This window comes from Proteus mirabilis ATCC 29906, assembly GCF_000160755.1.
Lineage (GTDB): Bacteria > Pseudomonadota > Gammaproteobacteria > Enterobacterales > Enterobacteriaceae > Proteus > Proteus mirabilis.
This window is the reverse complement of record NZ_GG668576.1, coordinates 716778-730620: the sequence shown is the minus strand read 5'-3', so window position 1 is coordinate 730620 and position 13843 is coordinate 716778. Positions and strand designations below refer to the sequence as shown.

The 13843-nt window shown below is 38.4% G+C and carries 13 protein-coding genes and 1 riboswitch; of the genes, 4 read left to right on the top strand and 9 right to left on the bottom strand.

The window, feature by feature from the left end:
• The first annotated feature begins 8 nt into the window (after positions 1-8).
• Complete coding sequence (locus tag HMPREF0693_RS03380; RefSeq protein WP_017628032.1) at positions 9-893, top strand: peptidoglycan recognition protein family protein; 885 nt, start codon at positions 9-11, stop codon at positions 891-893.
• A 67-nt stretch (positions 894-960) separates the two neighbouring features.
• On the opposite strand, the gene brnQ is transcribed toward HMPREF0693_RS03380, so the two are convergent.
• The 3 genes from brnQ to HMPREF0693_RS03365 form a co-directional block, all read right to left on the bottom strand.
• Positions 961-2313, bottom strand: coding sequence for a branched-chain amino acid transport system II carrier protein (brnQ, locus tag HMPREF0693_RS03375; RefSeq protein ID WP_004243464.1), 1353 nt, complete (start codon positions 2311-2313; stop codon positions 961-963).
• A 301-nt stretch (positions 2314-2614) separates the two neighbouring features.
• Positions 2615-3421 (bottom strand): sugar-phosphatase, encoded by an 807-nt coding sequence (yidA, locus tag HMPREF0693_RS03370; RefSeq protein WP_004248301.1) that lies wholly within the window; start codon positions 3419-3421, stop codon positions 2615-2617.
• Between the two features lie 123 nt (positions 3422-3544).
• Positions 3545-3931, bottom strand: coding sequence for a helix-turn-helix domain-containing protein (locus HMPREF0693_RS03365; protein ID WP_004243460.1), 387 nt, complete (start codon positions 3929-3931; stop codon positions 3545-3547).
• 217 nt (positions 3932-4148) lie between these two features.
• Between HMPREF0693_RS03365 and mgrB the strand changes: the two genes are divergently transcribed.
• Positions 4149-4445, top strand: coding sequence for a PhoP/PhoQ regulatory lipoprotein MgrB (mgrB, locus tag HMPREF0693_RS19715; RefSeq protein ID WP_004243459.1), 297 nt, complete (start codon positions 4149-4151; stop codon positions 4443-4445).
• Positions 4446-4591: 146 nt separating this feature from the next.
• The gene (locus tag HMPREF0693_RS03355; protein WP_004248300.1) at positions 4592-5974 is read left to right on the top strand and encodes an amino acid permease; all 1383 of its coding nucleotides are present in this window, start codon (positions 4592-4594) and stop codon (positions 5972-5974) included.
• A gap of 100 nt (positions 5975-6074) precedes the next feature.
• Here HMPREF0693_RS03355 and pagP read toward each other — a convergent pair whose 3' ends face one another.
• Both pagP and HMPREF0693_RS03345 read right to left on the bottom strand, forming a co-directional pair.
• Entirely contained in the window at positions 6075-6713 is a 639-nt protein-coding gene (pagP, locus tag HMPREF0693_RS03350; RefSeq protein ID WP_004243456.1) for a lipid IV(A) palmitoyltransferase PagP, read from the bottom strand.
• A gap of 617 nt (positions 6714-7330) precedes the next feature.
• The gene (locus HMPREF0693_RS03345; RefSeq protein WP_004243455.1) at positions 7331-7975 is read right to left on the bottom strand and encodes a hypothetical protein; all 645 of its coding nucleotides are present in this window, start codon (positions 7973-7975) and stop codon (positions 7331-7333) included.
• 320 nt (positions 7976-8295) lie between these two features.
• Positions 8296-8384: riboswitch (TPP riboswitch) on the top strand.
• Positions 8385-8434: 50 nt separating this feature from the next.
• Here HMPREF0693_RS03345 and thiD point away from each other — a divergent pair.
• Entirely contained in the window at positions 8435-9232 is a 798-nt protein-coding gene (gene thiD, locus HMPREF0693_RS03340; RefSeq protein WP_004243454.1) for a bifunctional hydroxymethylpyrimidine kinase/phosphomethylpyrimidine kinase, read from the top strand.
• Positions 9233-9284: 52 nt separating this feature from the next.
• Here thiD and fbaB read toward each other — a convergent pair whose 3' ends face one another.
• From fbaB to baeR, 4 genes are all read right to left on the bottom strand, one after another.
• A complete protein-coding gene (fbaB, locus tag HMPREF0693_RS03335; protein WP_004243453.1) occupies positions 9285-10334 on the bottom strand; it encodes a class I fructose-bisphosphate aldolase in 1050 nt (349 codons plus the stop codon).
• A 49-nt stretch (positions 10335-10383) separates the two neighbouring features.
• Positions 10384-11277 (bottom strand): lipid kinase YegS, encoded by an 894-nt coding sequence (yegS, locus tag HMPREF0693_RS03330; RefSeq protein ID WP_004243451.1) that lies wholly within the window; start codon positions 11275-11277, stop codon positions 10384-10386.
• A 308-nt stretch (positions 11278-11585) separates the two neighbouring features.
• Positions 11586-12965 (bottom strand): prephenate-dependent tRNA uridine(34) hydroxylase TrhP, encoded by a 1380-nt coding sequence (trhP, locus tag HMPREF0693_RS03325; RefSeq protein ID WP_004243450.1) that lies wholly within the window; start codon positions 12963-12965, stop codon positions 11586-11588.
• Between the two features lie 119 nt (positions 12966-13084).
• Positions 13085-13792: an envelope stress response regulator BaeR gene (gene baeR / locus HMPREF0693_RS03320; protein ID WP_004243449.1), complete on the bottom strand. Its 708-nt coding sequence runs from the start codon at positions 13790-13792 to the stop codon at positions 13085-13087.
• Between the last annotated feature and the right edge of the window lie 51 nt (positions 13793-13843).

The window sequence follows — 13843 nt, the reverse complement described above, 5'->3', positions numbered from 1 at the left end:
GATGGATAATGATCTTTAGTCGCTACAGTCTCTTTTTACTTGTTACTTTGGGGTTGCTTTCAGGTTGTGTTCAGCAACCTCAGCTTATTGATAGGGGGGATTATTTTGCACAAGTTGTTCCCAATAATCCTGGGCAAGATAATCGCGTAAAATTTTTAGTTATGCACTACACCGCCGTTGACGATAAAGAATCGTTAAAAACGTTAACTTCGGGAAATGTAAGCAGTCATTATTTAATTCCTACCAAACCAAATTATGTTGATGGTAAGCCGGTTGTGTTTGCTTTAGTGAGTGAAGATAAAAGAGCATGGCATGCAGGGCTAAGTCAGTGGGGAAATAGTGCAGGTTTGAATGATGGTTCAATTGGTATTGAGATAGTGAATTATGGTTATAAAGATCAGGGTACATTAAGAGAGTGGTTACCTTATACCGCAGAACAACTCTCAACCATTACTATGATGATGAAAGATATTATTCAACGCTATGGTATTGAACCTCAAAATGTAGTCGGGCATAGTGATATTGCACCACAACGTAAAGTGGATCCGGGACCACTTTTCCCATGGGCTGAATTAGCGAAACAAGGAATAGGCGCTTGGCCAGATGATGAAACAGTCACTTTCTATTTAGCGGGAAGAGCTGCATCGGAGCCTGTTGATATTGCTAATTTTCAAACCTTGTTAGCGAAGTATGGTTATCAAACACCAACAACAGGGATATTAGATCCTGAAACGCAAAAAGTGGTTAGCGCATTTCAAATGCATTTTAGACCAAGTGATATTAAAGGTATTCCTGATGCGCAGTCAGAAGCTATTTTAATGGCGTTAATTGATAAATATCGAACTAAGTGGATACAGCCGTCAACTGAGCCAATAAAACATTCAGATAATTGATCGTTATTAAGGATAAAAACTAGCCCCAAAGTGACTATTTACTTTGGGGCTAGTTGCAATAATAGATTTATTTTACTGTATTAGGTGTAGCAATTTCTGTGTCGGTTTCTTTAAAACTGAGACTAATTAGTAATGAAATTGCGAATGCAATAATACCCGGTAATAACCAACCTAGCCCATACTCAGACAGTGGAATGTAACTAAATAGTTGTAATAAATCTCCATTTAGCCATTTTAACTGTTTTAATGTGTCAAGTAGGCTCATTAAAACAATGACACAGATTGTAAAGCGGTAAGTAAAACGCGGTGATTTTAGTTTATGGCGAACAAATTGTAGTAAGACTAGTGTCACCGATGTTGGATAAATCATTAATAATGCAGGAATAGTGACACGTAATAAGGTATCAAGACCAAAAGTAGAGACTAACGTCGTTAACAGTGTAAATACTACAACCCAGAAGCGATAGCCTAAACGATGATGGAATGTCGCAAAGTAGTCTGCCGCAGCACTAGTAACCCCGACTAAGGTTGTCATACTGGCTAATAAAACAATCCCGCCCATCAACCAAGTACCGACAGAGCCAAATAAAGCGTCTACGTAGCGTGAGAAGATTTGACCACCGTTAGTGGCATTTAGTGCCGGATCAGCAAAAACAGATACTGCGTGACTTGTGGCACCTAAATAGAATAAACATAAATAAAGGGCGGCTAAGAGTAAAACCGAAATCATCCCCGCTTTTATGGTGATAAAACCAATTTGTTTAGGATTGGTGATCCCTTTGGTATATAACGCACGAGCGACGATCCCGCCAAAAGCCATAGCAGATAGCACATCCATGGTTTGATAACCGTCAATAATACCGGAGAAGAAGCCATTTACCGCATAAAGGCCGGTAGGCTCTTCAATAGGGGAAAGCGGTTTAGCCACCACAGCAATACCAACGACAACCAGGAGTATTAAGAGCGCTGGGGTCATGAATTTACCGATGGCACTGATCATCGTACCTTGTTTAAGCATAAAGAACATACTTAATAGGTTAAATATTAATGCGAAAGTCAGATGGGTCGTAGTATTTTTTTCAATAAGACCAAGAGGTAAAAATCCCATCTCATAGGCGGTGTTCGTGACCCGAGGCATTGCAAAGGTAGAACCGACAATCAGGTAAAGTGCAATCCAAAATAACACCGCAAACCATGATGGCAAGTCGATAGAAAGGCGTTCACCACGTCCACGAATAGCTACGGTGACTAAGGTTAAAAAAGGGAGTAAGACACCCGTAACCAAAAATCCTAATGACGTACTAAACCATTGGTTTCCAGATTGGAAACCTGCCATTGGAGGGAAAATAATATTACCAGCGCCAAGGAAAAGAGCAAAAACCATCATTCCAAGGACTAGCATGTCTTTTGTTGAAAGCATAACTAATACTACCTGTCTGAGAGAGAATATATTAATAATTTATACTTGTTATTCTATATTTAGCCTAATTACTAGGTAATTATCTTGTAAAAATAGTGTTTGAATAACGAAAAGAGAATTAATAGTAACAAATTCTGACGGAGATGTAAGAAGAAATAGGTGTTTAATCCTGATCCAGCAGGAAAAGGAGCATAATAAATGGCTATAAAGCAGGGGGGCAAGCAGTGTGATCCTCTAGCTAGGATCACAATTGCTATATAATTTTGTAGACATTAGTGATAAAACACAAAAAATATCGTGTTTAAATAAATTTATTGATAGCGACGGCAACACCGTGTTCTTTATTAGATAATGTAATAAATTTCGCCACTTTTTTGATCTCTTCAGGGGCGTTTCCCATCGCAACACCCAATCCCGCATACTGTAACATCGCTAAATCATTATCTTGATCGCCAATACACATTATTTTCTCTGGAGTGATTTTTAAATGTTCTGCTATTTTTTGTACCGCGTTTCCTTTATTGACATCGGTATTTAATATCTCAATAAAATAAGGAGCGCTACGTAATATGCTGTATTGTTGATAGATATTAGCAGGTAAATATTGCATTGCGTTATCTAATACCGTAGGTGTACCAACGATCATAAATTTACTAAAGCGCATATCTCTTTGCATTTCGCTTAAGGGGCGATAATAGAGAGGTGTCCACGTTAAGAATGCTTCACGACAAGTAAAATGGCTAATATGGCGATTGGTGGTATAAATTTTATTATCACTTAAAACATGAAAGTGAACACCTATCTCACGGGAGAGATCTTCAAAATAGAGGTAATCTTCAAAATTGAGCAAGTCTTCGGTGATAATTTCACCATTTTCTGCTTGGTGAATTTGGCTACCATTATTGCTAATGCAAAAGTTATCAGATGTATCAAGATTCAGTGCTTTTAAATAGGGAGAGATGCCGTTAAAAGATCGCCCAGATGCAAGAACAATATGCACTCCAGAATTTTTAGCATGTTGGATCGCTTGATGTACTTCAGGTGTGATCTCATGTTGTTCGTTTAGTAACGTTCCATCTAAATCAATAACGATAAGCTTAATACTCATTATCATCCCCATATTAAAGTAAAGCAGTTAATGGTTGGTAAGGGCGAGGTATTATCATCACATAACTGGGGCTTTATTTATGTGACACGAAAGAGAATATCTCTATGCCACATAAAAGTCAGTCTAATCACAACAAAGTGATTGCAAATGTAAGGGCTGTTTTGTCTCTAACTCGATATTTTGATTTTGCCTAAAGTCAAATGGAGTGATGCCATACTCTTTACGAAACATATAAGTAAAGTGTGATTGCGAGCCAAAGCCGAAATCTAATGCAATATCAAATATTGAGCGGTCACTGGTGCGTAAAAGATGGATAGCCCCCGCTAAACGGCGTTGGCGAATATACTTTCCTAAAGAGGTGCCCGTGACTTCTTTAAAAATTTTCTGCATATGCCAAAGGGAATAGCCGGAGTAAGCCGCTAGCTCTTCAAGGTGTATTACGCGACCTAAATGCTCCTCAATCCATTTACTTAGCGCGCAAACTAATGCGAGATGATTATCTTGTGGCATTACAGTTCCATTCTATCGATGAAGTTAAGGTAAAAAACAAAATTAACTCCTTAATATTATACAAAAAGTGGCAAACAGAGAAATCCATATTAGTTGATTGCTGTTTCTATGTGTTGGCAAAATGTGTAATTAAAATAAAAATGCCTATTTTGCGTACAATTAAGAAAAAATAGTGCCAATTATCTGTTTTCTGTCGAGGAAGCATTTAACTTTCTTTATGAAAACTATGCTAAATTTAATCTTAGAGATAACTTATTGCGAATTTTATAACAACAGTGATAGGCGTTGTTATCGTATTAAAGCGAATGCCTATTTTGTAATAAGTACTATTAACAAAATGTATTTAAAGGATTTTAATTTGAACGCAAAGAAAATAATTATTAGCTTAATAATTATATTAGCTATCAGCTTGGGGTTGTACCTTGTGGCGTTAGATAATTTTTGCGATCAAGGCGAAGATTTTCAGCAAGGTATCTGTCGCTTTACCATCTTATTCCCCTCTAAGCAGCCGTAAAAAACCCGCTTTCTATGCTTTTTCCCCTCTATCACAAAATGTATTTGTTATTCAAGTCAGATTAGTGTTTTAATGGTGGCTTGAAATAAACAAAATCGTAAACATTGATTTACACTTTTACCTGATAGATGAAGAAAAGAGGATGTATGGCGAAAGAGTCGCAACAAGCAGAATTAAAGCGCGGTCTTAAAAATCGACATATCCAGCTGATTGCGCTGGGTGGGGCTGTCGGCGCTGGTCTGTTTCTTGGTATCGCGCAAACCATTAATATGACTGGGCCATCAGTTATATTAGGCTATGCGATTGGTGGTTTTATTGCGTTTATGATCATGCGCCAACTTGGTGAAATGGTTGCCGAAGAGCCGGTTGCGGGTTCATTTAGTCACTTTGCCAATAAGTATTGGGGGCCATTTGCTGGCTTTTTATCAGGTTGGAACTACTGGGTTATGTTTATTCTTGTCGGTATGGCTGAATTAACCGCCGCAGGAAAATATATTAATTATTGGTTACCTGATATTCCGGTGTGGGTTTCGGTAGCGGTGTTTTTTGTTGCTATTAATTTAATTAACCTAATTAATGTCAGAATGTATGGTGAAACCGAGTTTTGGTTTGCCATTATAAAAGTTTTGGCGATCGTTGGTATGATTTTATTTGGTAGCTATTTATTGGTCAGTGGTAATGGTGGTCCGCAAGCTTCTGTGAGCAATTTATGGGAGCTAGGTTTCTTCCCTCATGGCTTTACTGGGTTTATGTCTGCATTAGCTATTGTGATGTTCTCATTTGGGGGACTTGAGCTGGTGGGGATCACCGCCGCAGAAGCAGAAAATCCTAAAGTAAGTATTCCCAAAGCAACTAACCAAGTTGTTTATCGTATTTTGATTTTCTATATTGGTTCATTGATTGTACTGCTTTCTCTTTATCCTTGGACCCAAGTGGTGAAAGGAGAAAGTCCTTTCGTACTTATTTTCCATAATTTAGATAATTTTGTTGTTGCCCATATTTTAAATGCGGTGGTTTTAACCGCGGCATTATCTGTCTATAACAGTGGCGTTTATTCTAATAGCCGGATGCTGTACGGTTTAGCCAAACAAGGCAATGCACCGCATTCATTATCTAAGGTTAATAAACGTGGTGTACCTGTTATTTCTTTGGGGTTATCTGCGATAGCCACATCACTCGGGATTTTGGTTAACTATTTACTCCCTGATCAAGCTTTAGAGCTATTAATGGCATTAGTGGTAACAACATTAGTGCTTAACTGGATCATGATCTGTTTAGCAAACTTAAAATTCCGTGCAGCTAAAATTAAAGAGGGTGTAGAGCCTTCATTTAAAGCACTTTGGTATCCTTATGGTAACTATCTGTGTTTAGCCTTTTTATGTATGATTTTGGTCATTATTCTAATGATGCCAAAAATTAATATTTCCGTTATTTTGATGCCATTTTGGGTAGGCTTGCTCTGGATAGGTTTTAAGATCTCAAGAACTAAAAAATCGCTGACAACCACACAAGCAAGGCAAGATAGTTAAATTATCTTGGCTAAGTTAGCCTAAGCGAAAGATAAGAAAAACGCGATATTAAAAAAGTGACTCTAAAAAGAGTCACTTTATTTTTTATTAGGGCAATCGATCACTGCCAACGTAACCAAGCAAATAAAACATTACCGTTATTATAGGTTCCTGGTACATAAGTCGCCTGTAATGATAAGTGTCCATAACCGACTGACACTAGCGGTAGAGGTAATGGCATAGGAATATAGTTATACTCATGACGAGCAGTCACACTTAAGGTAAAGCCCGCCCCCATGCGAAAACCCTCTCTATCTCCACCGGGATACCACATTTTTTCAAAACCATAGCCCATAATAGGTTGTACACGATTATTGGAATCCATAAAGGCCATAGCATATAAGCCATGCCAATCACCCTCATTATCATAACGATATTTACCCATACCAAATCCCCAAGGCGTTTCGTTATAACGATTGGTTTTTTCTTTATCGTAAGTAAAACGGTTATGCCAAGTCCATACCGGTAAATAGTAGTTATATTGGTCATTATCCCAAGTTTGGGTAAGATTACGTTTAAATTTTCCCCAATAGCTTTCCTCATTTTTTTCTGAGAAAGTGTTCTCTGCTGGCTGAGGTTTTTTTGTCGTAATAGTCTGAGGTGTGTTTTGCGTATTTTCAGAAGCAAAAGCAGGTGCTGTTAACGTAACTGAAAACAGTGTAGCTGCTAATAGGCTAGAGTGAAAATAGGTAGATGACATATATAACTCCGAATACGGCATTGCGGTGGTTCTGGTAATGTTAAAAAAATTTGTGCCATAGTGTTATTGAATTAGTGAAATATTCAGATAAGAGCTATCCGAAATTGAACTATTTTAATAACATTATATTTAATTTCAAATGGTTACAAAGAGATGTATCTCAGTTGCTCCCATTTAAAAGATAATTATTTATAGTATTAGTTAATATAATTGAGGATTTATTAAGCTTAATAATGATACATAATTTATTAGATTTTAGAATAAAACAAACTAAGCAAGATAATAACGATTAAATATTATCTAAAAAACATTATAACATAATATAACGATTACATATCCATCGGTTTTTTTATCGCATATTGAAATATTAATATAACGTTAATAATGAATAGTGTTTGTTATATGGGCAAAATTGCAAAGGAGCAGGATAATAGAGTAATTAATAATGAGAGTTAAATAAAAAAAGCAAAAAACGAAGATGTGTTTATAAAGTGTTTAAGTTTTATGGCTGCTGGATAAAGTGATCACTTCACTATAGCACCCCTAAAGAAGGGGTAAATCTGTGAGTTATGAGTAACGAGGGGAAAACCCACAGATTTTAAGAAAAAATCGTTTAATTATTGAGATAACGGTTCTTTACTAATAACTAATAGTCGATGAGTATGAATATCGCGATCTTTTTCCCAGCAAAACGCATCCCATTTATTATAAAAGTCTTCCACACTATCAATTAAATGTAATGGTCGATCCATTTCAGTGCCATCTGAAGCATAAATATAATATCCTTCACTAAAAGCCCATAAAATCATATCAATCCAAAAACCTTTACCATCAGAGGTTTGTTCCTCATCAGTCACAACAATATTGTGTACTTTTAATAGGTTATAAAAGAAAGTGCGGGGTAAATCTCTTATTACATTGCGATGTTTAGGAAGGCGAGAACGCCATACTTTTATTTGAGTACATGTTGTTTGTCCATAAACGATATCTTGTCGAAATCTTAGTTCAACTAAATAGGCTGTTTCGCTTTCTTTATTAGTAGTAATAAGTCTATATTGATCTCTATGAACAGCTTTAACTAACCGATAGCCCGTAGGAATTTCAAAACCGTCTAAAGAAATATCTTTTACCCCTTGGGTTATAAATTGTATTGTATGTTCAATATTTTTGGCTGGTAGTTTTAATTTCGCATTAAAATCTGCATCAGGAATAAGATAAGGCATTGATTGTCCATTTTGTTGTTGCGATGGTTCATTTTTCATTTAGCCCCTCCGCATATCAGTGGTGGTCAAGAAATGCATTATAAATACCTCATTTAGCAGATTATATATCGATTGTCGTTAAAACGAGCAAAATATTTTATTTTATGCTTATCATTGTTTTATGATGAGAATATATATTCAAGATTGATAGCTAATAAAATATAAATCATCGATCCTGCCTCTATTATAGACAAGCTAGATTAATTTATCTTCTAAAATAGAAAAGTTAACTTAAAGCACGTTAAGTGAGCTGATAAAGGTTGTCATTATCTAGCTTCTTTATCTTCTGCATGCGATACTCTTGTGGCTTATATCATATAAGCTTTGGCTCGGGGCGCCTATTGGCTGAGATGAACCCGTATAACCTGATCTGGATAATGCCAGCGTAGGGAAGTCAAGGTCACTGTGCTGATTAACAGAGCCCGACTTTTCTGTAACTGGTAAAGGAGGAGTTAATCAGTGAGATATAACGCATTGTCTATCGCCGGCACCGATCCGAGTGGTGGGGCGGGGATACAGGCTGATCTGAAAACATTTTCCGCACTGGGTGTATATGGCACAACAGTCATGACTGCACTGGTAGCGCAAAATACCTGTGGTGTACACTCTGTCTATGATTTATCCCCTGATTTTGTCGCAGCACAATTAGATGCGGTACTTTCTGATGTCAGAATAGATAGCGCTAAAATTGGTATGCTTTCTAATGCCAGTATTATTGATGTTGTTTGCGATAAACTGCAGCAATATCCCATTCCTTTTGTCGTACTTGATACTGTTATGCTTGCCAAAAGTGGCGATCCACTGTTACAACCTGATGCTATCGATAAAATGTTCGTTCAGTTATTACCCCGCGTTGATTTGATCACGCCAAATCTGCCTGAGGCGGCAGCACTATTAGGTTGTGATATCGCGACAGATGAAACAACTATGAAACAACAAGGTGAGGCATTACTTTATCAAGGTTGTCAGGCGGTATTGATGAAAGGGGGCCATTTAAGCGAGAAAGAAAGTCCTGATTGGTTATTGACCCAAGATGGGCAATGGCGATTTACTTCACCGCGCATCAATACAAAAAATACTCACGGTACGGGATGCACACTTTCAGCCGCTTTAGCTGCTATTCGTCCTCAAGTTTCTGATTGGCAAAGTTGTGTTAAACAAGCAAAAGCCTATTTACAGCAAGCGTTAGAACAGGCAGACAGTTTAGAGGTGGGTCAAGGTTTCGGCCCTGTACATCATTTTCATCGCTGGTGGTGATATCAAAAAGCCCCTATTAGAGGGGCTTCAATGCGTAATTTAATCGTAAAAATTAAGCAATAGTCACAGATTTATCTAAATAGACATCTTGTACGGCATTAATTAGAGCAACACCGTCTTTCATGGATTTCTTAAAGGCTTTACGACCTAAGATAAGCCCCATGCCCCCAGCACGTTTATTAATGACTGCAGTACGTACTGCATCAGCAAGATCGTTATTACCCGATGCTCCACCTGAGTTAATTAATCCTGCACGTCCCATATAGCAGTTAGCTAATTGGTAACGCACTAAATCAATGGGGTTTTCGCTCGTCAGTTTAGTGTAAACACGCTCATCAGTATGACCAAAACCAATCGCTTTAAAGCCACCGTTATTTTCAGCCATTTTCTGTTTAACAATATCGGCACCAATGGTTGATGCTAAATGGTTAGCTTGACCTGTTAAATCAGCACTTGCATGGTAATCAACCCCATCTTTCTTAAAGGCTGGATTACGTAAATATGCCCATAATACGGTAACCATGCCTAATTCATGGGCACGTTCAAATGCCATCGAGATCTCTTCGATTTGGCGGCGGCTTTCTGGAGAACCAAAATAGATAGTCGCACCTACAGCAACAGCGCCCATTTCAAAGGCTTGTTCAACACTGGCATACAGCGTTTGGTCGTATTGAGTTGGATAGCTTAATGTTTCGTTATGATTAAGTTTTACCAAAAATGGGATTTTGTGTGCATAACGACGAGAAACAGAAGCTAGAACACCATAGGTGGAAGCAACACAGTTACATCCGGCTTCAATGGCAAGCTCAACAATATTTTTGGGATCAAAATAGAGTGGGTTCGCGGCAAATGAGGCAGCGGCAGAGTGTTCAACACCCTGATCGACAGGTAAAATAGAAAGATAACCCGTTCCTGCTAAACGACCATGGTTAAACAGGGTTTGCATAGAACGCAATACAGTATTAGGGCGATTGTTATCAATCATCACACGATCAACAAAGTCAGAACCTGGCAGGTAGAGATTTTCGCTTGGGATGGTTTGGCAGCGATGTTCCAATAATGAGTTAGCATCAGCACCTAACAAACTTACTATATCAGTCATTACTTACTCCAGTTCACGATGAGATGATAGTGATTGTCATTTATCTACATTAAGATAACAAGTCACATTGGGGCGGTAACCGGCAGTGGATCGCTTCAGGTAGTACAATAAATTCAAATTTATCCCCTAAAAGGGGTTCACCATCTAAATTAAATACCATTTCATGAGCCGCACTAATAGTGACCCAATCACTTTCTCGCTCAATAATTTTGTCATTTTTCTTACGATCGAACAGACTGGTTAATAGAGAAGGAAGCAATTCACGGGCTTCAACAAGGGTAATATTGAGTTTATTGTCATTAATCAGTGCTTCGGGGCAAAGTTGTTGTCCACCTCCCGCTTGGCGTCCATTACCAATACCGATAATTAAAGCTTCACCTTTCCAATGAAAATTTTCAGCTTCAACGGTGCATTGATCCGCTTTTAAGGTATCAATACGCAATAAACCATTAATAAAATAAGCAGCACCACCTAAGGCGGATTTTAGTGCTTCAGGGGTTTCAGTGGTGATCTTGGTGCCAAAGCCACCTGAGGCCATATTGATAAAGTAATGTGTTTTGTTCACATTAATAATATCGACAGGAACGGCGCGACCTTTAATCGCTAAACTGAGCGCTTTGTCCATCTCTAATGGGATTTGTGCACTGGTGGCAAAATCATTTGCAGTCCCTAAAGGGATAATGCCTAACGCGGGGGGCGAAGAGGGGGCTAAACGAACCAGCTCAGAGGCGACATTGTTGATCGTACCATCACCCCCTGCGGCGATAATGGTTTGCGCTTGAATATGTAGTGCTTCTTGCACAAAGCGTTGAATATCACTTGATTCCCATGTCACTCTGACTTGGATATCATTACCTTCCTTGCGTTGTTGATAAACCGCTTGTCGCAGAGCCTCATTGCCTGAGTTTTTTCCATTGATAATCAGCAAACTGATTTGGCCCATCAATATGACTCCTTAATTAATATGACTTATTTAAAGATAATGGATATTAGGCGAATTACCATTTTTTTTACAAAGTATCACCAAAGCCAAAAGCAATTTACGTTACTCAAAAAATAATAATAAAAATAGCGGGGGATAAAAAAAGAAAAGGCAAATCCAAGGGAGATTGGATTTGCCAAGGAGGTGGTTCCTAGTCTTACTGTATTCATTCTAGTTCTTTATTTTTCGAAATAGATAATACGGCAAATGAATAGGTATTGATGTGATCTATCTTTGAAATTGACCACATCAAATCAGATAATGATGATTTACTTCACTTCTACCGCATCAATTTTATGAGGTTGACGGGTTGTCGTTCCTGGCAGATTACGAATAAGCAGTGCAAAGTTTAAATCAACATCGTCAGGAACAGGTAAATAAACCACATGGCCGTTACCCGGAGCAACATCTGTCGGCTGTTGTTTTTTATTAAATAACGCATCTAAAGTGAATTGAATATTTCCTGTTGGTGTCATTAGCTCTAAGCTATCACCTAAGATAAATTTATTTTTAACATCCACTTCAGCTAAACCGTTAACACGTTTACCTGTAAATTCCCCTACAAATTGTTGTGTATCTGATACAGAATAGCCGTATTCATAGGTTTGGTAGGCATCATGGGTATGGCGACGTAAAAAACCTTCGGTATAACCGCGGTGTGCCAAACCTTCTAGCGTTGTCAGCAGTGTTGGATCGAAAGGCTTACCTGCAACAGCATCATCAATAGCACGGCGATACATCTGTGCTGTGCGTGCGCAATAATAGAAAGATTTAGTACGACCTTCAATTTTCAATGAATGTACACCCATCTTAGTTAACTGCTCAACGTGTTCGATAGCGCGCAGATCTTTTGAGTTCATAATATAAGTACCGTGTTCATCTTCGAACGCCGTCATATATTCACCCGGACGTTTAGCTTCTTCAATTAAGAACACTTTATCAGTGGGGGCACCTACACCTAACGTTGGCTCAACATTTTTTACCGGGATAGGTTGGTACTTCTCGACGATATTCCCCACTTCATCTTCTTTGCCTTCTTCAACTTTGTATTCCCAACGGCAGGCATTTGTGCATGTACCTTGGTTTGGATCACGTTTATTGATATAGCCTGATAATAAGCAACGACCCGAATAAGCCATACACAAGGCCCCGTGAACGAAGACTTCAAGCTCCATATCAGGGACTTGTTTACGAATTTCTGCAATTTCGTCAATAGATAGCTCACGAGAAAGAATAACGCGAGTTAAGCCCATTTGACGCCAGAATTTTACGGTAGCCCAGTTAACGGCGTTAGCTTGTACTGAAAGGTGGATATCCATATCAGGGAAAGCTTCACGCACCATCATGATCAAACCCGGATCAGACATAATCAGCGCATCAGGCCCCATATCAATAACTGGTTTTAAGTCACGGATAAAGGTTTTTAATTTTGCATTATGGGGGGCGATGTTAACCACAACATAGAAGCGTTTACCTAATTCATGCGCTTCTTGTATTCCTTTAGCAAGGTTTTCGTGGTTAAACTCATTATTACGTACGCGTAAACTATAGCGAGGCTGACCTGCATAGACCGCGTCTGCGCCATAAGCGAATGCATAGCGCATATTTTTTAATGAGCCTGCAGGAGAGAGCAATTCGGGTGTAAACATGATTAATTTCCTGGTTCTGATTTCAAGTCAGTCCCCTACACAAAAGGTAAGGGTATATCATAAAGGGGAGGATTCTAGCGCTTAACTGTAGCGAGGTTCAATGTATTCCTGAAAAAATATCATCGAAAACGATAGGCTGCGGTTTCCCAACGATAGCCTTGTCCATAAATTGAACGAATAAATTCAATTTGATCGTTAAGTTGCTCAAGTTTGCGCCGTAAGTTTTTTATATGGCTATCAATAGTACGGTCGGTTACGATGCGATAATCATCATACAGATGATCCATTAACTGGTCACGGCTTAACACTTTGCCCGGTTGTGTAGCTAATGCTTTAATAAGACGAAATTCAGCGGTAGTTAAATCAAGAATTTTATTATGATATTGAATTTGGTAAGCCTGCTCATCAATAATAACTAAGGCGCTATTTTGCACAATATCCTGTGGCCGATAATAGCGACGCAATAATGTTTTTACACGGGCAACCACTTCTCGAGGGCTATAAGGTTTGCAAATATAATCATCAGCACCAATTTCCAACCCTAATAGTCGGTCTACTTCTTCTGTTTTTGCGGTGACCATAATAATAGGAATATCGGAGAACTGACGTAACTCTTTGCATAGGGTAATGCCATCTTTACCCGGTAGCATCAGATCAAGCAGTACTAAATCGTAATGAGATTGCTTGATATGTTGTATAACCTCAGTACCATCTGCCAGCCACTGCGTTTGATAATCAGATGCTTGAAGATAATCAATAAGTAATTGTGCCAATTTCGGCTCATCTTCAACGATTAAAATTGAATATGTAGATGTGGTCGTGGTCATTGTCTATATGGCTCAATAGTTATCAATTAGGACAATAATATTCAGTATAAT

What these genes read in the sequence shown, in the direction of transcription:
- HMPREF0693_RS03380 (WP_017628032.1), top strand. Translation starts at nt 9, where the DNA reads ATGATCTTTAGTCGCTACAGTCTCTTTTTACTTGTTACTTTGGGGTTG.
- brnQ (WP_004243464.1), bottom strand. Translation starts at nt 2,313, where the DNA reads ATGCTTTCAACAAAAGACATGCTAGTCCTTGGAATGATGGTTTTTGCT.
- yidA (WP_004248301.1), bottom strand. Translation starts at nt 3,421, where the DNA reads ATGAGTATTAAGCTTATCGTTATTGATTTAGATGGAACGTTACTAAAC.
- HMPREF0693_RS03365 (WP_004243460.1), bottom strand. Translation starts at nt 3,931, where the DNA reads ATGCCACAAGATAATCATCTCGCATTAGTTTGCGCGCTAAGTAAATGG.
- mgrB (WP_004243459.1), top strand. Translation starts at nt 4,149, where the DNA reads ATGAAAACTATGCTAAATTTAATCTTAGAGATAACTTATTGCGAATTT.
- HMPREF0693_RS03355 (WP_004248300.1), top strand. Translation starts at nt 4,592, where the DNA reads ATGGCGAAAGAGTCGCAACAAGCAGAATTAAAGCGCGGTCTTAAAAAT.
- pagP (WP_004243456.1), bottom strand. Translation starts at nt 6,713, where the DNA reads ATGTCATCTACCTATTTTCACTCTAGCCTATTAGCAGCTACACTGTTT.
- HMPREF0693_RS03345 (WP_004243455.1), bottom strand. Translation starts at nt 7,975, where the DNA reads ATGAAAAATGAACCATCGCAACAACAAAATGGACAATCAATGCCTTAT.
- fbaB (WP_004243453.1), bottom strand. Translation starts at nt 10,334, where the DNA reads ATGACTGATATAGTAAGTTTGTTAGGTGCTGATGCTAACTCATTATTG.
- yegS (WP_004243451.1), bottom strand. Translation starts at nt 11,277, where the DNA reads ATGGGCCAAATCAGTTTGCTGATTATCAATGGAAAAAACTCAGGCAAT.
- trhP (WP_004243450.1), bottom strand. Translation starts at nt 12,965, where the DNA reads ATGTTTACACCCGAATTGCTCTCTCCTGCAGGCTCATTAAAAAATATG.
- baeR (WP_004243449.1), bottom strand. Translation starts at nt 13,792, where the DNA reads ATGACCACGACCACATCTACATATTCAATTTTAATCGTTGAAGATGAG.